Genomic DNA, 23,840 nt, shown 5'->3' with positions numbered 1-23,840 from the left:
GCCGGTTTGGCCGGCCCGGAGCATGGATCAGAGGGTCTGGTTATAGGCGCCGACTTCCGCGTTTTCCCGCAGCACGTCGTCCACCACCTTGAACATCGCCCGCGTGCGGGCCTCGGAAACCGGGCTTTCCACGACGACCACCAGTTCGGGCTTGTTGGACGAGGCGCGCACGAGGCCCCAGGTGCCGTCATCGGTCACGACGCGCACGCCGTTGACCGTGATGAGATCCACGATCGCGTGACCGCCGACCTTCTCCTTCTTGGCGTTGATCGCCTTGAACCGCTCCACGACCCGGTCGACGACCTGATATTTCACCTCGTCGGCGCATTTGGCCGCCATCGTGGGCGAGCCCCAGGTTTTCGGCACGGCGTTGTAGAGGTCGGCCATCGACTTGCCGGGATTGCGGTCGAGCATTTCGCAGACCGCAATGGCCGTCAGGATGCCGTCGTCATAGCCCCGTCCGACCGGCGTGTTGAAGAAGAAGTGGCCCGATTTCTCGAAGCCCGCCAGAGCCGACAACTCGTTGACCCGGCGCTTGATGTAGGAATGGCCTGTCTTCCAGTAATCGGTCTTCGCGCCTTGCGCCAAAAGCACCGGATCGGTGGCAAACAATCCGGTTGATTTCACGTCGACGACGAACTGCGCGTTGGGGTGCAGCTTGGAGAGGTCCCGCGCCAGCATGACGCCAATCTTGTCGGCGAAGATCTCGTCGCCGTTATTGTCGACCACGCCGCAGCGGTCGCCGTCGCCGTCGAAGCCCAGACCCACATCCGCGCCCGACTCGCGCACCTTGTCGGCGATCGCGTGAAGCATCTTCATGTCTTCAGGATTGGGATTGTAGCGCGGGAAGGTGTGGTCGAGATTGGTATCGAGCGGGATGACCTCGCAGCCGATCATTTCCAGCACCTGCGGAGCGAAAGCGCCCGCCGTGCCGTTACCGCAGGCCGCCACGACGCGCAGCTTGCGCTTGAGCTTGGGGCGGTTCGTCAGGTCGGCGATATAGCGGTCGCGGAAGCCCTCGACGAAGGTGTAGCTGCCGCCCTCCTTGAGGGTGAAGGCAGCGTTCATCACGATATCCTTCAGCCGGCCCATTTCCTCGGGGCCAAAGGTCATGGGACGGTTGGCGCCCATCTTCACGCCGGTCCAGCCATTGTCGTTATGCGAGGCGGTGACCATGGCCACCGCCGGGCAATCGAGGTCGAACTGGCCGAAATAGGCCATCGGCGAGAGCGCCAGCCCCACATCCTTGACCCGCAGCCCGGCCGCCATCATGCCCGAGACGAGCGCGTATTTGATCGCCGACGAATAGCCGCGAAAGTCGTGGCCGGTGACGATGTCGGGGCGCACGCCCATTTCGTGGATCAGAGTGCCCAGCCCCATGCCGAGCGCCTGGACGCCCATGAGATTGATCTCTTTCTCGAACAGCCAGCGGGCATCGTATTCCCGAAATCCGGTCGGCTTCACGAGGGGGAAGGATTCGTACTCGAAAGTGTTGGGCGAGAGGGCAGTCTGGGGCTTGGGAAACATGATCCATCCGAAACTGGAGGTGGGCAGAAGGGTGTGACGTTTACGCTATCGCGATGAATGGCTGCTGACCACCCGCTTGCCGCATCGGAATGAACGCTTGTGGTGTCAGGCTGGCGGGATGGACCCTTCGCGAAGGAGCCGCGCCAGTCCGGCAAGGAGTGCCTCGCGCGGCGATCGGGTGAGGGTCTCGACGCCGCGTCGGGCCAGGGCGCGTTCGTAGAGGGCGGCCCGGGGTGGGTCGGCCAGGATCGTCACGCTGGTGGGGTGGCCGAATTGCGACAGGGCGCCATTCAGCTCGTCTCCGGTCAGCAGCCCCGACAGGTAGGGGCGCAGGAGGTTCGGACTCATGCGCCCCGCAACGACCGCCGCGCGGGCCGCGAAAAGCAGGTGCAGGAGCCCCACGCGTTTGTCGTCCGATGGGCCGCGATTGCGCTCGGACGCGTCGAGCCCAAGGTCAAAGCCGGTCTGATCCTCCGGGTCGGCGGCCGGCCGCCCGATCATCGAATGGTCGCAGAGCAGGGCGTACATCTCGCCGGTCATATAGGTGCAAAAATGCGCGACCCGCCCATCGCGCATGGCGATCCATTTCGGGTGAGTACCGGGCGAACAGACGAGCCCGTCGCGGATGCCGGAGCCGAGGGCCAGCGTCTCCTCGCCGCGCATCACGTCCACGTCGATTCCGTTGGGCTCATCCACGAGTCCGGGGACGATCCAGCCGGTCCGGCCTTGCCCCAGGTCGACAGACACCAATCCGCGGGCGATCTCGGCGGGGCCGGCCGGGCAGGGTACATAGGGCGTCATCGCCCAGCCCTCGCGGCTCCCCACCATACCCACCAGCAGCACCGGCAGTCTCGGCTCAGCCGCCAGCCATTCGCCGCAATGGCGCAAGAACACATCCCTGTGCTGGCCCGTCTGAAGGGCTGAGACGCCTTCGTCCGAACTGATCTCGTCGAGGATCGTCTCGCCCTCCACGCGATAGGCGCGAAATCGGCTGGTGCCCCAATCGGCGACGATGAAACGCATGGCGAATGTCCTCGCGGGCGCGATGTCAGGCGACGGTGGGACCTGGCTCAGCGGGTGCCGTACATGCGGTCGCCGGCGTCCCCGAGGCCCGGCAGGATATAGCCGTGATCGTTGAGGCGCTCATCGATGGCGGCCGTCCAGATCGGCACTTCAGGATGCGCGCCGCGAAGTTTCTCAATTCCCTCCGGGGCGGCGAGCAGGCAGACGAAACGGAGATCCTTGGCGCCACGTTCTTTTAAGCGATCGATGGCGGCGACGGCCGAGTTGGCGGTCGCGAGCATCGGGTCCAGCACCAGCACCATGCGGTCGGCGAGATCGGACGGGGCCTTGAAGTAGTATTCCACCGCCTGCAGCGATTCCGGGTCCCGATAGAGCCCGATATGCGCCACGCGGGCCGCCGGAACGAGAGTGAGCATGCCGTCGAGAAAACCCACACCTGCGCGCAGGATCGGCGCAAGGACGAGCTTCTTGCCGGCGATCTGCGCGCCCTCAATGGTGGTGAGGGGGGTCTCGATGGTGATCCGCTCGATCGGCAGGTCGCGGGTGACCTCGTAACACAGCAGCATGCCGATCTCATTCAGCAACTGCCGGAATCCCTTCGTCGAGCGCTCCTTCTCGCGCATGAGCGTGAGCTTGTGCTGGACGAGCGGATGATCGACGACGGTAACACCCTGCATCATGCCGAGACCCTCTGTTGTTGGTGGTGGCTGTTCATTAAAACACGGTTCCGTCGCTGATCACGGAGAGGGGCGGCGAGCCATCGGGGCGCTTCTCCCGGGCAAGGCGACGCCCGGTCGCCCAGGTCCCGCCTTCGAGCACCTTGGCCAGCGGGAAGTCGCCGGCATTCAGGCCGAGCACCTTGCGGACGGGCTCGGCCACCAGATCGAGAAGCGCCACTGTCAGGGCGCGCCACTCGACCACGAGGGCCGAATCGACCTGCTGCGCAACAGCGGCCTCCGACGGGTCCTTCAGGGCGATCACGCCGGTATCGAGAAAGAGCCCGCCATTGCGATATTCGGGCAGGCCCGTCAGGCCGTCGAGGTCCACGACCGTGTAGCCCGCCCATTCCAGCGGCTCGATCAGCGAATAGGACAGCCATTGCGACAGCTTGTGGAACGGCACCAGCCCATCGGTGGCATCGGGGACCTGAAGGCCTGGATAACGCCAGGTATCGCCGAGGTCGATCCCGCCAAGCGCAATCCGCCCGGGCCAGATCGGGCCCAGATAGGTGAGCAGCGCGTCGAGGATGGCGGTGGCGCGAATGCGGTCTTCGTCGGCGGTGGCCGCGATCACGTCGAACAGGCCGCCGGGGCGCGGATCGTCATGCTGCGCGAAGATATCGGGGTTGATGACGATGGTGCGTCCGAGCCGGTTGAGGAGCGCCGCCCTTCCCTCGAGACCCACGAGAGGATTGTCGGCTGTCACCTGAAAGCCTTCGGCAAGATCCTCGGCCGTGAGCGTCAGCAGCACATCCGCGTCGACCCGGAACGGATCGTCCGGATTGCTGGAAAAGGCACCGGCCACGAACATCTCGAAGCTCGCAACCGCAAGACCCTCGGAGCGGCTGTAGGTTTCCCCCGTCCGCCCTTCCACATAGCGCCAGGCAGGTCCGGCGCCGGCATCCAGAAGCACCGACACGATGGCGAGATCGAAGGCGGCGCGGGCCATCTGCCCGACCTCCGCCCATGGCGCGCTCTGCATCACGGCACCCCAGCGCTCGTGTCCGCCAGCCGAAAAGTGCCGCCACCGGGCATGGAACGGGATGTCGAGGGACGGATAGGCGTCGCGGATCGTCGTGACGACCTCGTCCGCGCAGGCGTCGAGGCGGTTCAGATGCACGCTGAAATGCGCGAGCTTGCCCTCGATCCCCAGAGCCAGCATGCGGTGGGCGCGCTCACGAACGGAAGCAGCGGTGAGGAGACTTTTGGCGGCCAGTGTTTCAGGAGACAACGTCGGCTGATCCGTCACGGGACGCTCCGGTGAAAATGATGGGCCGCGTGCGCGCGCCTGCCAATGGTTCACGGGTGTGTCCCGCCTGTCCGGTCCCTGTCAAGCGGACGGCCCTAGAACCGCTCGAGATCGCGGCCCTTGACCTGATCGAGACCGGCCGAATCCGCCGGTCCCTCGGGCGAATAATAGCCGGCTGCTTTCTTCGCCTCGATCTCCACCTGGGCGTCGGGCGGCACCAGCCCCGGCGGGATGGGCACGCGCTCGACCACCTCGATGCCGGAACCGACGATGGCGTCGTATTTCATGTTCGACATGGACATCAGCCGGTCGATGCGGCGGATGCCGAGCCAATGCAGCACGTCCGGCATGAGTTGCTGGAAGCGCGCATCCTGGACCCCGGCGACGCACTCCGTCCGCTCGAAATAGGTGGCGGCCGAATCCCCGCCCTCCTGGCGCTTGCGGGCGTTGTAGACGAGAAACTTGGTGACTTCGCCAAGCGCCCGGCCTTCTTTGCGGTTATAGGCGATGACGCCGACGCCGCCGTTCTGCGCCTCCCGGACCGATTCCTCGATGCCATGAACCAGATAAGGCCTGCAGGTGCAGATGTCGGAGCCGAACACATCCGATCCATTGCACTCGTCATGGACCCGGCAGGCGATCCGGCGCTTGGGATCGCCCAATCCCTCGACCTCGCCCATGATGTAGACCGTGATGTTGCCGATCGGTGGCAGGAAGACGTTCATGTCCGGACGGGTGACGAGCTCGGGGAACATGCCGCCGGTCTGTTCGAACAGGGTCCGGCGCAGCTCGCCCTCCGATGTCCCGAACCGGGCCGCGACGCCGGGCAGGTACCAGACCGGGTCGACCGCCACCTTGGTGACCGAGATATCGCCGGATTCGTGCAGGACCGTGCCGTCCGCCTTCAGGCGCTTGGCGGCCATCGCGCCGAGAATCTCCGGCATGTTCAGGCGCGCCTTGGTGATGGCGATGGTGGGCCGGATGTCGATGCCGCTGGCGATCTCCTCGGCATAGATTTCGCCGACCATGTGGCCCCAGGGATCAAGCGACACGATCTTGCCGGGCTCGGACCATTGCGGATGCGGGCCGATGATGGCGGTCGGGTGCGTGTTGTGGAGATCCGGCCGTGCCAGGGGATTGAGGGCGCGCGCGGAAATCGCCAGGGCCCGGTAGAGCGCGTAGGAGCCGCCATGCGCGCCAATCACGTTGCGATCGGCCGGATTGGTCACCGATCCCACGATAGGCGCGCGCGTTTTCGGATCGCCCACCCCCCAGGCGACGGGGCGGCGTGCCGTTGCGGTGTTGGGTTCGGGATGGGTCGTCAGCCGAATATGCGTCGAGCGGTTGGGCGAGGTCATTGACGGTTGGTTCTTCCACGGAAAAGAGCGGGAGAACTCTCCAGGCGATCGCGCGGAGGGCCTCCTGACGATCCGTTAGAATCTGATCCAAAGTAACGCGCGCGTCAATGTCTCCCGTCCGTCGAGGGTCGATTCATGGCCAAAGCGCGGCCTTGGCGGATTGACGCAGCCCCAGATGGGCCAGCGTCTTCGCGCCGATATCGGCAAAACTCTCCCTCCGGCCGATGGGACCGGGGGCGATGCCGGGGCCGAAGCAGAGGATGGGCGTGTGCTCCCTTGTGTGGTCCGTCCCGTGCCAGGTCGGGTCGTTGCCGTGATCGGCGGTGATGATCGCGAGATCGCCCGCCCGCAAGGCCGCCGCGATTTCAGGCACCCGCCGGTCGAACGCTTCCAGCGCTGCGGCGTATCCCGGAATGTCGCGCCGATGACCGAACTCGCTGTCGAAGTCGACGAGGTTGGCAAAGACGAGGCCGCCATCGGCAAGGGTCCCCATGGCGTCGATGGCCGCGGTCAGGCAGGCCTCGTTGCCGTTCGGCTTGATTTCCCGGCCCGTGCTGCGATGGGCGAAGATGTCGCCGATCTTGCCCACGGTGACGATTGCGCGCCCTTCGGTGGCGAGCCGATCGAGAAATGTGTCGGCAGGGGGCTGGGTGGCAAAATCCTTGCGGTTGCCGGTGCGGCGAAACCCGCCCTCGGCGGTGCCGATGAAGGGTCTGGCAATGACCCGACCGATATTCAGGGGATCGCAGAGGTCGCGAGCGATGGCGCAGAGCGCGTAGAGCCGTTGAAGGCCGAAGGTCTCCTCGTGGGCTGCGATCTGCAGAACGCTGTCGACGGACGTGTAGCAGATGGGCTTGCCGCTGCGCACATGCTCCGCGCCGCATTCGTCGATGATGTCGGTGCCGGACGCATGCTTGTTGCCCAGGATGCCCGGAAGCTGTCCCCGGGCGACCAGCGCGTCCGTGAGGGCTGTCGGGAAGGACGGGACGGTGTTGGGAAAGTAGCCCCAGTCGAAATCGACCGGCACGCCGGCAATCTCCCAATGGCCGGACGGCGTATCCTTGCCGCGGGAGGTCTCGACCCCGTAACCCCACGCTCCCTTAAGGGCACCCTCAAGCTCAAGGCCCGGCGGAATCCGGCCCGTGGACGCCTGACAGGCAAGGCCGAGGCCGAGCGAAACGAGGTGTGGCAGATGCAAGGGACCCTGGCGCAACCCGTCCCGATCTCCCCGACCATCCCGGCAGGCCTCGGCGATATGGCCGACGGTGTCGGCGCCGGCATCGCCATAATCGGACGCGTCCTCGGCGCCGCCGATCCCGACGGAATCCAGCACGATGATGAGAGCACGGGGCATGATGAGGTCCTTCGGGCTGCCAGTTCTGTCACCGATACGGCATTACAGCGGCCGGCCCGAAAACGCTAATGCTTGTGCGGCGTCCCGCGATCATGATCATGGGACACGGCAGCGCTGGCCTCGAGCGGGCAGGCCTCAGGCGGGCGCGGCGAAGGCTCGCTGCCGATCTCGATCTGCAGCGTGGCGTGGCCGATGCCGAACTGCTTCTTGAGGTCGGCCTGGGTCCGGGCCAGAAATCCGTTGCCCGGATGTCCGTCGGGCATGACGAGGTGGCAGGTGAGGGCGGTCTCGGTGGTGCTCACCGCCCAGACATGGAGGTGATGGACGCGGGCGACGCCCGGCAAAGTCTCGAGGGCCTGCCTGACGGCCGGCACCGAGACGGTCGCTGGCACGCCCTGCAGCGACAGGGTGAGCGACTGACGCAGCAGGTCCCAGGTCGTCCACACGATGACGCCGGCGATTACGAGACTGATCAGCGGGTCGATGATCGTCAGGCCCGTCAGCAGGATGACCCCGCCCGCGAGCACGACGCCGAGCGACACCACGGCATCTGCCGCCATGTGGAGAAACGCGCCCTGGATGTTGATGTCGTCCTTGCGGCCGCGAACGAAGAGCCAGGCGGTGAACCCGTTGATCAGGATTCCGACGCCCGCCACGATCATCACGGTGACGGCGGCAACCGGCGCCGGATTGAGCAGCCGGTCGATGGATTCCCAGACGATGCCGCCTACCGCCACCAACAGCAGCAGGGCGTTGAAGAGGGCCGCCAGGATCGTGCCCGATCTCAGCCCGTAGGTGAACCGTTCCGAGGGTCCGCGCCGGGCCAGCACCGCCGCGCCGCCGGCGATTGCCAGACCGAGGACGTCGCTGAGATTGTGGCCGGCATCGGAGAGCAGCGCCATGGAATCGGCGAGGAACCCGTAGGTCGCCTCGATGCCCACGAAGGCCAGGTTGAGCACAATGCCGATGATGAAGGCGCGACCGTGTCCCGCCGGAGGCGCGTGAGCATGTCCGTGAGGGGAATGTCCCGAATGATGATGAGCGCTCATGGGACTGACCGGGGTTACTGCCGGACGGCGTCGACGACGTCGGCTTCCAGATTGAAGGCGGCTGCGAAGAGAGCCCGCGTATAGGCCGTCTGCGGTGAATCGAAGATGCTCTGCGCGGAGCCTTCCTCGACCACCTTGCCGTCCTGCATGACGATGACATGGTTGGCGAGGGCGCGCACGACCCTGAGGTCATGACTGATGAACATGTAGGCGAGGTTGCGTCGCTTCTGGAGGTCGCGGAGCAATTCCACGATCTGCACCTGCACCGACATGTCGAGGGCGGAGGTGGGCTCGTCGAGCATGATGAATTGCGGCTCCAGCGCCATCGCGCGGGCGATCGCGATGCGCTGGCGCTGCCCACCCGAAAACTCGTGCGGATAGCGATCCATCGCGGCTGGATCGAGGCCCACATCGAAGAGGGCGCGCGCCACGATCTCCCGCTGCTCCAGGTAGTCAAGCCCCTTGTTCTGGACCTTCAGGCCTTCGGCGACGATCTCGGCGATCGACATGCGCGGCGAGAGCGATCCGTAGGGGTCCTGGAACACGACCTGGAGATCCTTGCGCATCGGCCGGATCTCGTTGGCGCGCAGGTGGTCGATGCGGTTCCCGAGGAACACGATGGGACCGTCGGACGACACGAGACGAATGATCGCAAGGCCCAGCGTGGTCTTGCCCGAACCGGATTCGCCCACGATGCCGACCGTCTCGCCCTTGCGGATGCGGACCGACACGCCGTCGACCGCCTTCACATAGCCGACGGTCTTGCGGAAGAAGCCGCGCTTGATCGGAAACCACACCTTGATGGGACCGGCTTCCACCACCGTCGGCGCGCCTTCGGCCACGGGATTGGCGCGGCCCTTGGGTTCGGCGGCGAGCAGCTTTTGCGTGTAGGCATGCTGGGGATCGCGGAAGACGTCCTCGACGCGGCCCTGCTCGACGATCTGGCCTTTCAGCATCACGCAGACCCGGTCCGCCACCTTGCGGACAATTCCCAAGTCATGGGTGATGAAAAGCATCGACATATTCAGGCGGCTTTTCAGCTCCGCCAGCAGTTTCAGGATCTGCGCCTGCACGGTCACGTCGAGGGCCGTCGTGGGTTCGTCGGCGATCAGCAGGTCGGGCTCGTTGGCAAGGCACATGGCGATCATCACGCGCTGCCTTTGCCCGCCCGACAGCTGGTGCGGATAGGCGTCGAGCCGGCTTTCCGCATCGCGGATTCCGACGAGCGCCAGCAGTTCCAGCGTGCGCTCGCGCGCCTGCCGCTCGGACAGCCCCTTGTGGACCTTCAGGATCTCGCCCACCTGCCGCTCGATGGTGTGGAGCGGGTTGAGCGAGGTCATCGGCTCCTGGAACACCATGGTGATGTCCGAGCCGCGCACGCGCCGCATCGCATCCTCGTCGGAAGCGATCAGATCCCTTCCCTTGAAGAGGATGCGACCGGATGGGTGATGGGCGGACGGGTACGGAAGGAGCTTCAGGATCGACAGCGCCGAGACGGATTTGCCCGAGCCGGATTCGCCCACCAGCGCCAGCGTCTCGCCGGGCTGAATGTCGAACGAGATCCGATCGACAGCGAGCGTGTCGGTGCCGCTCTGGCGAAAGGCGACCGACAGATCCTGAACGGAAAGCAGCGGTTCGGTCATTGGAAAGCCTTGCGCGGATCGAAGGCGTCACGCACCGCCTCGCCGATGAAGATCAACAGGCTGAGCATCAGGGCAATGACGAAGAAGCCGGTGAGGCCGAGCCAGGGGGCCTGAAGGTTGGCCTTGCCCTGCGCCAGCATCTCGCCGAGGGAGGGCGAGCCCGGCGGCAATCCGAAGCCGAGGAAATCCAGCGACGTGAGCGTGGCGATCGAGCCGTTGAGAATGAAGGGCAGGAAGGTGAGCGTCGCCACCATGGCGTTGGGCAACAGGTGCCGGAACATGATCGCCACGTTCGAGAGACCCAGAGCCCGCGCGGCGCGCACGTATTCGAGATTACGGGCGCGAAGGAATTCGGCCCGCACCACGCCCACGAGCGACACCCATGAGAACAGCAGCAGGATTCCCAGCAGCACGAAGAAGCTCGGCGTGATGATGGCCGAGATGATGATGAGAAGGTAAAGCGCCGGAATCGCCGTCCACACCTCGATGAAGCGCTGGAAGATCAGATCGACCCAGCCGCCGAAATAGCCCTGTACGGCACCGGCGAGCACGCCCACGACCGACGAGATGCTGGCCAGAATAAGCCCGAACAGAACCGAGATGCGAAAGCCGTAGATCAGGCGGGCCACAACGTCGCGGCCCTGGTCGTCGGTGCCGAGCCAGTTCCATTCAATGTCGCGACACCCGGTGCCGCCTTTTCGTGCCGCGATGGTCTGGCACTGGGCGTCGGACAGCATCCATGTCGGGGGCGCGGGCGCTGGCACCGGCAGGTCGAGATTATGCGTATTGTACGAGAACCGCACCGGCGCCCACAGGATCCAGCCATTCTTCTCGATCTCGTCGGCAATGACGGGGTCGCGGTAATCGGTCTGGGCGAGAAACCCGCCGAATTTCTCCTCCGGGTAATCGACCATGGCGGGCGAGAGCCACTCGCCCTTGTAGGAGACGAGGATGGGCTTGTCGTTGGCGATGAACTCGGCGAACAGGCTGAGCACGAACAGCACCATGAAGATCCAGAACGACCAGTAGCCGCGGCGGTTGGCCTTGAAGTTCTGCAAGCGGCGGCGGTTCAGCGGCGACAGCTTGATGAGGCCCTGCTTGGGCAGAGGCGGGGCGACAGGTGCAGGCAGCGAGGCGGGGAGCGCCATGGTCTCGTTCATGTCACACCTCCCGCGTTTCGAAATCGATGCGCGGATCGATCCACGTATAGGTGAGGTCCGACAACAGATTGACCGCAAGGCCGACGAGCGAGAAGATGTAGAGGTTGGCGAACACCACCGGATAGTCCCGGTTGACGATCGACTCGAAGGACAGAAGCCCGAGCCCGTCGAGCGAGAAGATCGTCTCGATCAGCAGCGCGCCGGCGAAGAACGCCCCGATGAACGCGCCGGGAAACCCCGCGATGACGATGAGCATCGCGTTCCGGAACACGTGCCCGTAGAGCACCTGTCGCTCCGACAATCCCTTCATGCGCGCGGTGATGACGTATTGCTTGCGGATCTCGTCGAGGAACGAGTTCTTGGTCAGCAGCGTCGAGGTCGCAAAGGCCCCCAGCGCCATGGCGGTGATGGGCAGCGTGATGTGCCAGAGGTAATCCACCGCCTTGCCCGCAAGCGAGAGCTGGTCCCAGTTCTCCGACGTCAGTCCGCGCAAGGGAAAGAGCTGCCAGAACGATCCGCCGGCAAACAGCACGATCAGCAGAATGGCGAAGAGAAAGCCCGGAATGGCATAGCCGATAATGACGATGCCGGAGGTCCAGACGTCGAAGGACGAGCCGTCCTTCACGGCCTTGCGGATGCCGAGTGGAATCGAGATGGCGTAGGACAGCAGCGTCATCCACAAGCCCAGCGACACCGAAACCGGCAGCTTCTCGCCGATCAGTTGCAGCACCGAGATGTCGCGGAAATAGCTCTTGCCAAAATCGAACCGCGCATAATCCCACAGCATCTTCGCGAAGCGTTCAGGCGCCGGCTTGTCAAAACCGAACTGGGTTTCGAGCTGCTTGATGAATTGCGGATCGAGCCCCTGCGCACCGCGATAGCGGGATGAGGACTGGTCACCGGCCCCGCTCTCGGCGGCGTTCTGGCCGCCGGAGAAATCGCCGCCGCCGCCCGAGATCCGCGAGGTGGCGCTCGAATCCTGCCCCTGGAGCTGGGCGATGATCCGCTCGACCGGACCGCCGGGGGCGAATTGCACGATGGCGAACGAGATCAGCATGATGCCGAACAGAGTCGGGATCATCAGGAGGATGCGGCGCGCGATATAAGCGAGCATCAGGCTCTTTCGATGGTTTGGCCGAAGGGGCCGGGATCAGGAGCGCGGAACCGATTTCGGTCCTGCAAGGCGTAACCCGTCCACCGTCCCGAAAGCAAATTCAAGCGTTGGTCCGCCGCGACTTCCGGGCCTTGTCGGCGTCGTGCCACCAGGTGCCGGGCGCACCGGAATTCAGCTCCGGCTTGGTGTCCGGCCGCGAGAACTCGTCCCAATAGGACAGCCATGTGTTGGCCTTGAACCACATGGGCACCCAGTAGAGGCCGGCCCGCAGCACCCGGTCGAGCGCCCGGCAGGCGACCACCAGTTCCTGGCGGGTCTTGGCCTGTGCGATGCGCTCGATGAGGGCGTCGACGGCCGGGTCGGCGATGCCTGCGATGTTGCGGCTGCCCGGCGACTTGGCGGCGCTCGACCCATAGACGACGCGCAGGCTGTCGCCGGGCGTCCCCGCGCCTGACAAGGCCCGGCTGGCGATGTCGAAGTCGTATTCGTCCATCCGGCGCTGGTACTGGGCCGCGTCCACGATCCGCGACCGCGCATCGATGCCGAGCCGTTTCAGGTTGGCCTGGAACGGCTGTGTATGAGGTTGGAGCGAGGCCTGGAAGTCGAGGAACTCGATGACGAAGGGCTGCCCGTTCGGCAACTTGAGCACGCTGCCTTCGCGTCGGCACCCCGCCGCGCGCAGAAGCTCGTCGGCGCGCCGGAGCAGGCGACGATCCTGGCCGGACCCGTCGGAGACGGGCGGGATAAGGGGCTCGGTGAAGACGGAAGCCGGCAGCGACGCGCGAAATGGTTCCAGCAGGACCACTTCCTCGGGCGAGGGCGCGCCTTCCGCCTTCATGTCGGTATTTTCGAAATAGGATGTGAGCCGCTTGTAGGCGCCGAACATGATGTTCGCGTTGGTCCATTCGAAATCGAACGCCAGGCCGATCGCCTCGCGGATCCGGGGATCCTTGAAGACATCTCGGCGGGTGTTGAAATGCCACCCTTGAATCGGCGCCGGGGCGTCGTTGGGCAGCGTCTCCTTCTTGACGCGGCCCTCGCGCAGAGCCGGAAAATCGTAGCCGGTCGCCCAGGTCCGCGAGGTGTATTCTTCCTGGAAATTCAGCGTGCCGTTCTTGAACGCCTCGAAGGCCACCGTCCGGTCGCGGAAATAATCGTAGCGAACCCGGTCGAAATTGTTCTGGCCCACATTGACCGGCAGATCCTTCGCCCAGTAATCGGCCACCCGATCGAGCTCGATGAATCGGCCGGTCTCGAAACGGCCGACCTTGTACGGTCCGGAGCCAAGCGGCGCCTCGAGCGTCGCCGCCTCGAAATCCCGGCCCTTCCAGAAGGCGGCGGAAAAGATCGGCATGCCGGCGACCGCAAGATGCAGGTCGCGGCTGCGCTCCGGCGAAAATCGCACCACCAGAAGATCGTCGGCCTCGGCCTCGGCCGCTGTCATCTGGGTGAGAATCGAGCGGAAGACCGGATGGCCCTTCTGCTTCAGCACATCGAGAGAGAAAGCGACGTCAGCGGCGGTGAGGCGGGAGCCGTCGTGAAAGCGCGCCTCCGGCCGCAGGCGGAAGCGATAGGTCAATCGGTCGTCGGAGGCCTGCGCGCTTCTGGCCACGAGGCCGTAGACCGCGTCCGGCTCGTCGCCCGAGCCCACCATCAGCGTATCGAACGTGTCCGGAATTCCGGCCGCGCCGTCGCCCCGAAGCACGAAGACGTTGAGCGTGTTGAAGGTGTTGAAATTCTGGTTGCCGGTCGACTGCTTGATCTGGATCGCGAGCATGCCGCCTTTGGGCGCCGATGGATTGACGTAGTCGAAGTGCTTGAAATCGGGCCCGTATTTCAAATCGCCGAAACTCGACAGGCCGTGAAGCTCCGCGCCAGCGTCTTGTGCGAACGCGCGGCCCGTCCGCGAGACGGCGAGCCCCGCCATCGCGCTGCCGAGCAGGAGAGTCCGGCGGGACAATTCGGTCATCTGATCGCCCCCGTGGCTTGGGCTTTCGCCGTGTCGAACCACCAGACGGTCGGGAAGCCCGACGCGCCGTAGCGGGGAAGCGTCTCGGGATGGCTGTAGCGGTTCCACCGGGCGGTGCGCTGCAGGCCGTAGGTCCATTGCGGGACCATGTAATCGTGCGCGAGCAGCACCCGGTCGAGGGCTTTCGTCGCGGCCACGAGTTCAGCGCGGTCGCGGGCGAAGATCACCCGGTCGATCAGCGCGTCGACCCCGGGATCGGCGATGCCCGCAAGATTGCGCGAGCCTTCGCGCCGGGCCGCCTGCGATCCCCAGAATTCGCGCTGCTCGTTGCCGGGCGACAGGGATTGACCCCAGAGGCCGGACACGATGTCGAAGTCGAAGGAACGCGTCCGGTTGACGTGTTGAACGCCGTCGACGATCCTCACGGAGGTGACGATGCCGAGTCGGTCGAGCGCGGATTTGTACGGCAGGTAGACCCGCTCGTCATTGGGGCTGTCGCCCAGCAATTCGATGGTGAGCGTCTCGCCTTTGGCGTTGACGCGCTTGCGATCCTTCAGCTCCCAGCCCGCCTCGCGCAGCAGGCGGTCGGCCTCGCGCAGGTTGTTGCGCACGGCCTCGGCCGTCTCGGCGACCGGATTGGCGTAAGGCTCGGTGAAGACCTTGGCGGGGATCTTGTCGCGCAGCGATTCGAGGATCGCAAGTTCCGGTCCCTCAGGCAGGCCCGATGAGGCAAGCTCGAGACCGTTGAAATAGCTGGAGACGCGCTCGTACTGGCCGGAGAAGATGGTCTTGCGGATATCCTCGAACGGGAAGGCGAGGTTGAGCGCCCGGCGGACCCGCGCATCGCTGAATTTCTCGCGGCGCAGGTTGAGCACGAAGGCCTGCATCACGCCGGAGGCGCGGGACGGGAATTCCTCGAGGATCACGCGGCCCTGCTCGCGGGCCGGAAAGTTATAGCCGGTGGCCCAGTTGCGCGCGCTGTTCTCGACCCGAAAATCGATCTGGTCGCCTTTGAAGGCTTCGAGCAGCACCGTCGCGTCCCGATAATATTCGTAACGGATCTCGTCGAAATTCCACTTGCCGACATTCACGTTGAGGGCAGCCCCCCAATAATCCTTTACCCGTTCATAGACGGCGCTGCGCCCCGCAACGAAGCTTTTGAGGCGATACTGGCCGGAGCCCAGGGGCGGCTCCAGGGTCGTCTGGGTGACGTCGCGCTTGCGTCCGTCGGGCGCGGTGCCCTCCCACCAGTGCTTGGGCAGCACCAGGAGCTGGCCCATGATCTGGGGAAGCTCGCGGTTGCCTTTCTCGTCGAAGGTGAACTTGACGTCGCGCTCGCCGATCTTCTCGGCCTTCACCACATTGCCGTAATAGAACGCGTAGGTCGGGCTGTTGGCCTTCAGGACCTCGAACGAGAAAATCACGTCTTCGGCGGTGACCGGCCTGCCGTCATGCCAGCGGGCGTCGGGCCGCATCCGGAAGGTCACGGACGAATAGTCATCGGGAAACGCGAAGGCTACCGCCAGCAGCCCGTAGGAGGCGCTCGGCTCGTCCAGCGAGGCGGTGGTCAGCGTCTCGTAGATCAGTCCGAGCCCCTGCTCGGGCGAGCCCTTCACCCCGGCAACCACCAGGTTGAAGCTGTCGAAGGCGCCCTGGGCACCCAGCCGCACGAGGCCGCCCTTGGGCGCATCCGGGTTCACATAGTCAAAGTGCTTGAAACCCGGCGGATATTTCGGCGTGTCGAGGAGGGCGGAGCCGTGACGCCATTGCGGAGCGGGGGTCTGGGCCGCCACCGGCGAGGCAGCGAGACAGACGACGAAAAGGCTCTGCAGAACGGTGCGGATCAAAAGGCGTCTCCTGCGCGCGGGCGGCGCCGCGGGTCGCATACATTTTTGCGCCCACGGGCGTGAACGCAAGGATAGCGCACAAAAGAAAAGCCGGACGCAAGGCCCGGCTGTTCAAGAAACGGCGAGAGTGTCGGGGGTTACGGGGCGGCCGGCAGCGGCGCCGGGGTTTCCGACAAGGTCCGCAGATAGGCCAGGATGTCGGCCCGCTCCTGCGCCTGGGCGACGCCCGCAAACGCCATGATGGTGCCGGGAACGGCCTTCTTGGGCGCGTGAATGAAATCGTTGATGGCCTCGAACGACCAATCGCCGCCCTTGCCCTTCAGGGCCGCCGAGTAATTGAAGCCCGCATGCGAGGCGACCGGGCGACCGATCACGCCGTAGAGATCCGGTCCGACCTTGTTGGGACCGCCCTTCTCGAAGCTGTGGCAGGCCTGGCATTTCTTGGCGGCCGAAGCGCCCTTGGCCGGATCGGCCTTGGCGAGGAGGACCGGGAGCGGCTCGTCCGGAACGGCCGCAGCGGCAGGACCGCCGGCTGTCGGTTCGGGAGCCGGGAGATCGTATCCCGGAACCGCCGGCTTGTGCGGCGAGAACAGGCCCCCGGCGATGACGTTGACGCCGACCACGAAAAGAAGCGAGCCGAAGACTGCGCCCGCGATCTTGTTGGTCTCGATATTCATGAACTTAGCTCTCCTCGCCTCAGGAAAACGGCGATCCAGCGCGACGGATGGGTCTGGCGCGGACCGGGGCCCGCAACCGAGGCGTTGCTTAGCCGTAACGACGGGGGTTTGACAATGGGGTTTCGGTTGGTCGCGTGGTCGCAGTTTCAGGTTTGGAACGCGGCGGGGGGCTGCCGGATCCGTGTGCGGGCGCTTTCGCCGCTCCCGCGCCCATGACAAACGAAAGCCGCCTTGCTAAGGACGCGCAGTCCCATCGCAAGCAGGCGCCATGTCCAACGCCCTCATCCTGATCCCGGCCCGTCTGTCCGCGACGCGCCTGCCGAACAAGCCCCTGGCCGATATCGGCGGGGAGCCGATGATCGTGCATGTCTGGCGTCGGGCCATGGAATCGGGCATCGGCCCGGTCGCGGTGGCGACCGATTCCGAGGAGATCGCGGATTCGGTCCGGCAGGCGGGCGGGCAGGCGGTGATGACCCGTGCCGATCACGCCTCCGGGTCCGACCGGATTTTCGAAGCTGTGGAAAAGCTCGATCCGCAGCACCGCTACGACCTGGTGGTGAATGTCCAGGGCGACCTGCCGACGATCGATCCCGCGGCCATCGCCCGGGCCGTGACGCCGCTCGAAGACGCCGCGGTCGATCTTGCAACGCTCGTCGCCCTCATCAGCCGGGACGAGGAGCGCGCCGATCCCAACGTCGTCAAGATGGTGGGGACCCCGGTCGGCGAGGGGCGGTTCCGCGCCCTGTATTTCACCCGCGCCACGGCCCCCTACGGCGAGGGCGCGCTCTATCATCATATCGGGCTTTACGCCTATCGCCGCCAAGCCCTGCAGCGCTTCGTCGGTCTGCCCGCCTCCCCGTTGGAGGTGCGCGAGAAGCTGGAGCAGCTCCGTGCCCTCGAGGCGGGGATGCGGATTGACGCAGTGCTCGTCGACGACGTTCCGCTGGGCGTCGATACCCCTCACGATCTCGAAAGGGCGCGCGCGATCATCGCCGGCCGGAGAACACCATGAAGACCGTCATTTCATTCCAGGGCGAGCCGGGCGCCAACTCGCATATCGCCTGCGCGGAGGTCCATCCCGACTGGCAGGTGTTGCCATCGCCGACCTTCGAGGATGCGTTTGCGGCGGTGACGGAGGGGCAGGCGGGCCTCGCGATGATCCCGATCGAGAATTCCATCGCGGGCCGGGTGGCGGATATCCACCACCTGCTTCCCACCTCCGGCCTGCATATCGTCGGCGAGCATTTCCTGCCGATCCATTTCCAGCTCATGGGCCTGCCAGGGGCGACCCTCGAGGGCATCAAGAGCGTCCACAGCCACGTTCACGCACTGGGACAGTGCCGCAAGATCATCCGGCGGCTCGGGCTGAAGGCGGTCGTGGCGGGCGATACGGCGGGCTCCGCCCGCGAGGTCGCCGAATGGCGGGACCCCACCAAGGCCTCCCTGGCGCCGCGCATGGCAGCCGATATCTACGGTCTCGAGATCATGGCCGAGAACGTCGAGGACGAGACCCACAACACGACGCGGTTCGTGATTCTGTCGAAGACCCCCCGATGGGCGAAGGCCGGGCAGGGGCCCACCGTCACCAGTTTCGTGTTCCGGGTCCGCAACCTGCCGGCCGCGCTCTATAAGGCGCTGGGCGGGTTTGCCACCAACGGCATCAACATGACCAAACTCGAAAGCTACATGCTGGAGGGCGAGTTCCTCGCGACCCAGTTCTATGCCGAGGTGGATGGCCACCCCGACGATGTGGACCTCAAGCGTGCTCTCGAGGAACTGGAATTCTTCTCCCGCGAGCTGCGGGTGCTCGGCGTCTACCCGGCCGATCCCTTCCGCGAGAAGGTGAAGGAAGCGGCCGAGTAGGCCTCAGGTCCGCATCCACGCGAGCAGCAGGTGATGGGCGATCGCCACGGGGGCGGGGGCGGCGTATTCGGGATGCGTGCCGTCGAGCATCCGGCGCACATCGTCCCTGGTGAACCAGCGCACGTCTTCCAGCTCGGTCGTGTCGATGACGATCTCGTCGTCTTCGGCCTCGCCCACGCAGCCGATCATCAGGGATGACGGGAACGGCCAGGGCTGGGAGGCGAGATAACTCACCGCCCCCACCCGAATGCCGGCCTCCTCGAAGGTTTCCCGCCGCACCGCATCCTCGATGGTCTCGCCGGGCTCAAGGAAGCCTGCGAGGCAGGAATAGGTCCGTGACTGGAACCGCGCCGAGCGCCCCAGCAGGCAGGTGTCGCCGCGGGTGATCAGCATGATCACGACCGGATCGGTGCGCGGAAAATGCTGCGCCTCGCATTGCGGGCAGTCGCGGCGAAAGCCCGCATGCTCGACCATCGTGCGCGACCCGCAATTGGCGCAGAAGCGGTGGCGGGCGTGCCAGTCGAGCATCGACTTCGCCATCGCGAGCAGGCCCACTTCCCCTTCGGGAACCAGCCCCGTGGACGCGATCGAGCGCAGGTCGGTGACCGTGTAGGCCGGATCGTTGCGAAACAGATCGGCGGCCTGCGCGGGCGCCCCGGTGGCGACCACGGGCTGCCCGTCGAGGGTCCCGAGATAGACCTGCTCGTCGTGGGATTGCAGTTGCTCGACGACCGAGGGCGCCAGCAGGCAGGTCCCCGGCCGACCGGCGATCAGGATGGGCAGGCCGCCAGCTATCAGCACGACGGCGGAGCGCGGATTGTCGCGGTAGCGATCGAGCGCATCCGAATCGCGCTCGGCGCTGTGGCGGGCGAGGGAATTTTTGACGAAGCCGAGAGGGGTGTTCATGTCGGTCAGGCCGCCGCGAAAAGGCTTGCAGCCCGCTCGATGAGGGCGGTTGCAGCATGGTGGGGATAGGGTGTCTTGGTTCCATGGCCCCAGACCGGGCCGGGCCAGGCGGGGTCGGAGAGAAAGCGGCCGATCACATGGACGTGGAGCTGGGGCACGATGTTGCCCAGCGCGCCGATATTGACCTTGTCCGGTTTGGACAGGGTCGTCATGACGGCGCTCGCCACGCGAATCTCCTCCATCAGCGTGATGGCCTGCGCATCGGACAGGTCGGTGATCTCGGTCAGGCCCGGAAGGCGCGGGACGAGAACGAACCACGGAAACCGCGCGTCGTTGAGCAGGAGAACCGATGAGAGCGAGAGGTCGCCAATGGGAATCGTGTCGGCCGAAAGCCGGGAATCAAGGGTGAAGTCGGAGGTCATTAACGCACGTTAGCGGAGTGTCCCGGCCGGTGCCTACCAGAACTTGTCGCAGCGGTCTCCCGGGCTGCCGCTCCAGCTTGCGTTCTCCCCTCGAAAACGCCATATAGGCGGCGGGAGGTTGGCGAGGGACGTCTCACTCGCCAACTGGGTCAGGTCCGGAAGGAAGCAGCCCTAACGAGACCGAACGGGTCTTCGTCCAGCCTCCCACCCCGGCGCTTTTTCGGGCGTCCCCTTTGACCCCAAAGCCCTCGAGCCGATGGACGAAACCACAGCCGGCACGCCCTTTGACGACGAGCCGGCCCTGCCGGGTTTCCCGCTTGAGCCGAAGCCGCCCGCAACGTCTCCCTATCGGGTTCTTGCCCGCAAATACCGGCCCCGCACCTTCGACGATCTGATCGGCCAGGAGGCCATGGTCAGGACCCTGTCGAACGCTTTTGACACCGGCCGCATCCCGCAGGCCTGGATGCTGACCGGCGTGCGCGGCGTGGGCAAGACCACCACCGCGCGCATTCTGGCCCGCGCGCTCAATTACCAGAAGGCCGACGGGTCCGGCGCGCCGACGATCCACATGCCCGATCTCGGGCTCCATTGCGAAGCCATCATGGAATCCCGGCACGTGGACGTGCTGGAGATGGACGCGGCCTCGCATACGGGCATCGACGACGTTCGCCAGATCATCGACGGCATCCGCTATTCGCCGGCCAGCGCGCGCTACAAGGTCTACATCATCGACGAGGTCCACATGCTCTCGGAGAAGGCGTTCAACGCCTTCCTGAAGACGCTGGAGGAACCGCCGCCGCACGCGAAGTTCATTTTCGCCACCACCGAAATCCGTAAAGTCCCGGTGACGATCCTGTCGCGCTGCCAGCGCTTCGATCTGCGCCGCATCGACGCCGACAAGCTCGTAAGACATCTGGCCCGCATCTGCGCCGCCGAGGAGGTGCAGGCGGACGGGGAGGCGCTGGCCTCCATCGCCCGGGCGGCCGAGGGTTCTGCGCGCGATTCGCTCTCGCTCATGGACCAGGCGATCGCCCACGGGGCAGGAATCGTGACCGGCGATACCGTTCGCGAGATGCTGGGGCTTGCCGACCGGAGCCAGGTCATCGACCTTTTCGAGGCTGCCATGCGGGGCGACGTGCCGACGGCCTTCGCGGCCCTGCGCGCGCAATATGATGCCGGCGCTGACCCGACCGTGATCCTGTCGGATCTTGCCACGTTCTCCCATGTGGTGACCCGGCTGAAACTCATCCCGGACGCCGCCAAGGACCCTGTCCTGTCCGAGGCCGAGCGGACGCGCGGTCTGGAATTCGCCAAGACCCTGTCGGTCCGCTCCCTGTCGCGCGCCTGGCAGATTCTGCTCAAGGGCATACCCGAGGTGCAGGCGTCGAACCGGCCCGTGGCGGCCGCCGAGATGGTTCTGGTTCGCCTCGCCTATGCGTCCGACCTGCCGACCCCTGACGAGGCCTTGCGCGCTCTGAAAGAGGGCCGCACCCTGGAACCGGGCGCTGCGCCACTCAGCCGTCCGCCGGCCCCGTCTGGACCGTCAATTTCGGGCACGATGGCGCTGGCTGCCTCTCAGCCCCGTCCGGAACCGCGACCTGACCCTGCGCCTTCGGCTGCGCCTGCCCTGCGCCTGCGCCGTTTCGAGGATGTGGTGGCGATGGCCGGCGAGCAGCGTGAGGTCGTGCTGAAGCGGGCGCTGGAGCGCGACGTCCATCTCGTTCATTTCGAGGAAGGGCGCATCGAGTTCCGCCTGATCGACGGCGCAAGCCGCACCGTTCCCAACGACCTGTCCCGTGTTCTTCAGAGCTGGACCGGCCAACGCTGGATGGTGGCTTTGTCCTCGGAGGCAGGGTCCGCGACCCTGCATCATCAGGCGGAGACGGCCGAGCAGGAACGCAAGGCGGGCGCTGCCAACCATCCACTGGTTCAGGCAGTGCTGGCAAAATTCCCCGGAGCCCAGATCGTCAACGTGGTCGACCGCTCCGAGAAGACGGCCGACGAGATGATCCCTCCGCCGGAGCCTGAAGGGCTTGACGGGCCGGACCTCGACGGCGACGACGACGTTTAGGCCGAAAGGAGACACGACCATGCGCGACATGATGGGATTGATGAAGCAGGCCCAGGCCATGCAGCAGAAGCTGCAGGATGCCCAAGAGGAACTCGAGACCCTCGAGGTCGAGGGAACGTCCGGCGGCGGCGTCGTTCTCGTGCGCGTTTCGGGCAAGGGCGCGCTGAAGGCGATCAGCATCGATCCGTCGCTTCTGAACGTCGACGAGAAGGAAATCCTCGAGGACCTGATTGTGGCTGCCATGAACGATGCCCGGGGCAAGGCCGACCGCGCCGCCCAGGACCGCATGGCCGATCTCACCAAGGGCATGCCGATCCCGCCCGGCCTGAAGATGTTCTGAGGGCCCGATGGCGCAATCCGTCGCCGGCCCGGAGATCGAGCGTCTGATCCAACTCCTGGCCCGTCTGCCGGGGCTGGGCCCGCGTTCCGCACGCCGCGCCGCCCTCCATCTCATCAAGAAGCGCGAAACCCTGCTGGGCCCGCTTAGCGATGCCATGCGGGTCGCCAGCGAACGGATCGTGGTGTGCACGTCCTGCGGCAATGTGGATACGTCCGATCCCTGCATCATCTGCCGGGACCCGCGTCGCGACCCCGCCATTCTGGTGGTGGTGGAGGATGTGTCGGATCTCTGGGCGCTCGAGCGATCGGGGGCGGTCACGGCGCGCTATCTCGTGCTCGGCGGGGTTCTGTCGCCGCTTGACGGAATCCGGCCCGAGCATCTCAATTTCGAGGGACTGGTCGCCCGCGCGTCCGAGCCCGGGGTCGCCGAGGTGATTCTGGCGCTCAACGCCACCGTCGATGGGCAGACGACCGCGCATTACATCACCGACCTGCTGGGCCATCTGCCGGTCAAGGTCACGCGGCTTGCCCACGGGGTTCCGGTCGGTGGCGAACTCGATTATCTCGACGACGGCACCCTCTCGGCGGCGATCCGGCAGCGCACCAGCTTCTGAGCGCGGCATCACCGATCGGGGTGACAGGGAAGGGGGCTGTTGCTAAGCAAGGCTTCCATCGTCCCCGCAACCGCCGCCCCGAGTTTTTGCATGACCCATCATGATCTTGCCGCAACGATCGACGCCGCTTTCGAAGTCCGTGCCGATGTGACCCCTGCCACCAGGGGCGCGGTCCGCGAGGCGGTCGGCGAAGTGATGGCGCTTCTCGATTCCGGCAAGGCGCGCGTGGCGGAGAAAACCACTGAGGGCTGGCAGGTTCACCAATGGCTCAAGAAGGCGGTGCTGCTCTCGTTCCGCCTCAACGACATGGCGGTGATCAAGGGCGGGCCGGGCGACTCGGTGTGGTGGGACAAGGTGCCGTCGAAGTTCGACGGCTGGTCAGCGTCGGACTTCACGGCGGCCGGCTTCCGGGCTGTGCCCAACTGCACGGTGCGGCGCGGCGCCTATGTGGCGCCCGGCGTGGTGCTGATGCCGTCCTTCGTCAATCTCGGCGCCTATGTGGACGAGGGCACGATGGTCGACACCTGGGCGACGGTCGGATCCTGCGCCCAGATCGGCAAGCATGTGCACCTCTCCGGCGGCGTCGGCATCGGCGGCGTGCTGGAGCCGCTGCAGGCCAATCCGACCATCATCGAGGACAATTGTTTCATCGGCGCCAGATCCGAAGTGGTCGAGGGCGTCGTCGTGGGCGAGGGCTCGGTGCTCTCCATGGGCGTGTTCCTCAGCGCCTCGACGAAAATCATCGATCGCAGCACCGGCGAGATCTTCGTCGGGCGGGTGCCGCCCTATTCCGTCGTCGTCCCGGGCTCGCTGCCGGGCAAGGCCCTGCCGGATGGCAGCCCGGGTCCGTCGCTGTATTGCGCCGTCATCGTGAAGCGGGTCGATGCGCAGACGCGGGCCAAGACAGCCATCAACGAGCTGTTGCGCGACTGACCC

21 protein-coding genes and 1 other RNA gene are annotated in these 23,840 nt (G+C 65.7%); 7 read left to right on the top strand and 15 right to left on the bottom strand.

The features are described from left to right. Positions 1-27: 27 nt before the first annotated feature. The 13 genes from J4G32_RS06490 to J4G32_RS06430 form a co-directional block, all read right to left on the bottom strand. Positions 28-1,527, bottom strand: coding sequence for a phosphomannomutase/phosphoglucomutase (locus tag J4G32_RS06490; RefSeq protein ID WP_210485283.1), 1,500 nt, complete (start codon positions 1,525-1,527; stop codon positions 28-30). A gap of 105 nt (positions 1,528-1,632) precedes the next feature. Further along, entirely contained in the window at positions 1,633-2,550 is a 918-nt protein-coding gene (locus J4G32_RS06485; RefSeq protein WP_210485282.1) for a 2-dehydro-3-deoxygalactonokinase, read from the bottom strand. 47 nt (positions 2,551-2,597) lie between these two features. Beyond that, a complete protein-coding gene (gene upp / locus J4G32_RS06480) occupies positions 2,598-3,227 on the bottom strand; it encodes a uracil phosphoribosyltransferase (protein ID WP_210485531.1) in 630 nt (209 codons plus the stop codon). Between the two features lie 37 nt (positions 3,228-3,264). After that, complete coding sequence (locus J4G32_RS06475; protein WP_210485281.1) at positions 3,265-4,518, bottom strand: URC4/urg3 family protein; 1,254 nt, start codon at positions 4,516-4,518, stop codon at positions 3,265-3,267. A gap of 95 nt (positions 4,519-4,613) precedes the next feature. Beyond that, complete coding sequence (locus J4G32_RS06470) at positions 4,614-5,876, bottom strand: GTP cyclohydrolase II (protein ID WP_210485280.1); 1,263 nt, start codon at positions 5,874-5,876, stop codon at positions 4,614-4,616. A gap of 133 nt (positions 5,877-6,009) precedes the next feature. After that, positions 6,010-7,230, bottom strand: a complete 1,221-nt coding sequence (locus J4G32_RS06465) for a phosphopentomutase (RefSeq protein ID WP_210485279.1) — start codon at positions 7,228-7,230, stop codon at positions 6,010-6,012. A 65-nt stretch (positions 7,231-7,295) separates the two neighbouring features. Then, a complete protein-coding gene (locus J4G32_RS06460) occupies positions 7,296-8,279 on the bottom strand; it encodes a cation diffusion facilitator family transporter (protein ID WP_210485278.1) in 984 nt (327 codons plus the stop codon). A gap of 14 nt (positions 8,280-8,293) precedes the next feature. Next, the gene (locus tag J4G32_RS06455) at positions 8,294-9,922 is read right to left on the bottom strand and encodes an ABC transporter ATP-binding protein (protein ID WP_210485277.1); all 1,629 of its coding nucleotides are present in this window, start codon (positions 9,920-9,922) and stop codon (positions 8,294-8,296) included. Beyond that, on the bottom strand, positions 9,919-11,082 hold the full coding sequence (locus tag J4G32_RS06450; RefSeq protein WP_210485276.1) for an ABC transporter permease: 1,164 nt from the start codon (positions 11,080-11,082) through the stop codon (positions 9,919-9,921). The genes J4G32_RS06455 and J4G32_RS06450 overlap by 4 nt, the downstream gene beginning before the upstream one ends. Position 11,083: 1 nt before the next feature. Beyond that, positions 11,084-12,196 carry a microcin C ABC transporter permease YejB gene (locus J4G32_RS06445; RefSeq protein WP_210485275.1) on the bottom strand — a complete coding sequence of 371 codons (1,113 nt, stop codon included), beginning with the start codon at positions 12,194-12,196 and terminating at the stop codon, positions 11,084-11,086. Positions 12,197-12,296: 100 nt separating this feature from the next. Further along, positions 12,297-14,165 carry an extracellular solute-binding protein gene (locus tag J4G32_RS06440; protein WP_210485274.1) on the bottom strand — a complete coding sequence of 623 codons (1,869 nt, stop codon included), beginning with the start codon at positions 14,163-14,165 and terminating at the stop codon, positions 12,297-12,299. Next, positions 14,162-16,051: an extracellular solute-binding protein gene (locus tag J4G32_RS06435; RefSeq protein ID WP_210485273.1), complete on the bottom strand. Its 1,890-nt coding sequence runs from the start codon at positions 16,049-16,051 to the stop codon at positions 14,162-14,164. Before J4G32_RS06435 ends, J4G32_RS06440 begins: the two co-directional genes overlap by 4 nt. Before the next feature lie 98 nt (positions 16,052-16,149). Then, the gene (locus J4G32_RS06430) at positions 16,150-16,689 is read right to left on the bottom strand and encodes a c-type cytochrome (RefSeq protein ID WP_210485272.1); all 540 of its coding nucleotides are present in this window, start codon (positions 16,687-16,689) and stop codon (positions 16,150-16,152) included. A 268-nt stretch (positions 16,690-16,957) separates the two neighbouring features. Here J4G32_RS06430 and J4G32_RS06425 point away from each other — a divergent pair, with 268 nt between their 5' ends. After that, a complete protein-coding gene (locus J4G32_RS06425) occupies positions 16,958-17,701 on the top strand; it encodes a 3-deoxy-manno-octulosonate cytidylyltransferase (RefSeq protein ID WP_210485271.1) in 744 nt (247 codons plus the stop codon). Next, the gene (locus tag J4G32_RS06420) at positions 17,698-18,552 is read left to right on the top strand and encodes a prephenate dehydratase (protein WP_210485270.1); all 855 of its coding nucleotides are present in this window, start codon (positions 17,698-17,700) and stop codon (positions 18,550-18,552) included. Before J4G32_RS06425 ends, J4G32_RS06420 begins: the two co-directional genes overlap by 4 nt. 3 nt (positions 18,553-18,555) lie before the next feature. Here J4G32_RS06420 and nudC read toward each other — a convergent pair whose 3' ends face one another. Both nudC and J4G32_RS06410 read right to left on the bottom strand, forming a co-directional pair. Continuing rightward, a complete protein-coding gene (gene nudC / locus J4G32_RS06415) occupies positions 18,556-19,458 on the bottom strand; it encodes an NAD(+) diphosphatase (protein WP_210485269.1) in 903 nt (300 codons plus the stop codon). 5 nt (positions 19,459-19,463) lie between these two features. Further along, positions 19,464-19,880, bottom strand: coding sequence for an HIT domain-containing protein (locus J4G32_RS06410; RefSeq protein ID WP_210485268.1), 417 nt, complete (start codon positions 19,878-19,880; stop codon positions 19,464-19,466). 112 nt (positions 19,881-19,992) lie between these two features. On the opposite strand from J4G32_RS06410, the gene ffs reads away from it, so the two are divergent. The 5 genes from ffs to dapD all read left to right on the top strand — a co-directional run bounded on the left by ffs (position 19,993) and on the right by dapD (position 23,837). Beyond that, positions 19,993-20,089: signal recognition particle sRNA small type (gene ffs, locus J4G32_RS06405), an RNA gene on the top strand. A 47-nt stretch (positions 20,090-20,136) separates the two neighbouring features. Next, a complete protein-coding gene (locus J4G32_RS06400) occupies positions 20,137-21,951 on the top strand; it encodes a DNA polymerase III subunit gamma/tau (protein WP_210485267.1) in 1,815 nt (604 codons plus the stop codon). Between the two features lie 19 nt (positions 21,952-21,970). Further along, a complete protein-coding gene (locus J4G32_RS06395) occupies positions 21,971-22,291 on the top strand; it encodes a YbaB/EbfC family nucleoid-associated protein (protein WP_210485266.1) in 321 nt (106 codons plus the stop codon). A 7-nt stretch (positions 22,292-22,298) separates the two neighbouring features. After that, positions 22,299-22,904: a recombination mediator RecR gene (recR, locus tag J4G32_RS06390; protein WP_210485265.1), complete on the top strand. Its 606-nt coding sequence runs from the start codon at positions 22,299-22,301 to the stop codon at positions 22,902-22,904. Positions 22,905-22,994: 90 nt separating this feature from the next. Then, positions 22,995-23,837: a 2,3,4,5-tetrahydropyridine-2,6-dicarboxylate N-succinyltransferase gene (dapD, locus tag J4G32_RS06385; protein WP_210485264.1), complete on the top strand. Its 843-nt coding sequence runs from the start codon at positions 22,995-22,997 to the stop codon at positions 23,835-23,837. Positions 23,838-23,840: the final 3 nt, after the last annotated feature.

Origin of the sequence: Microvirga antarctica (genome assembly GCF_017921815.1) — a bacterium.
Lineage (GTDB): Bacteria > Pseudomonadota > Alphaproteobacteria > Rhizobiales > Beijerinckiaceae > Microvirga > Microvirga antarctica.
The sequence above is the reverse complement of the archived record's forward strand: the minus strand, read 5'-3'. Positions and strand labels throughout refer to the sequence as shown.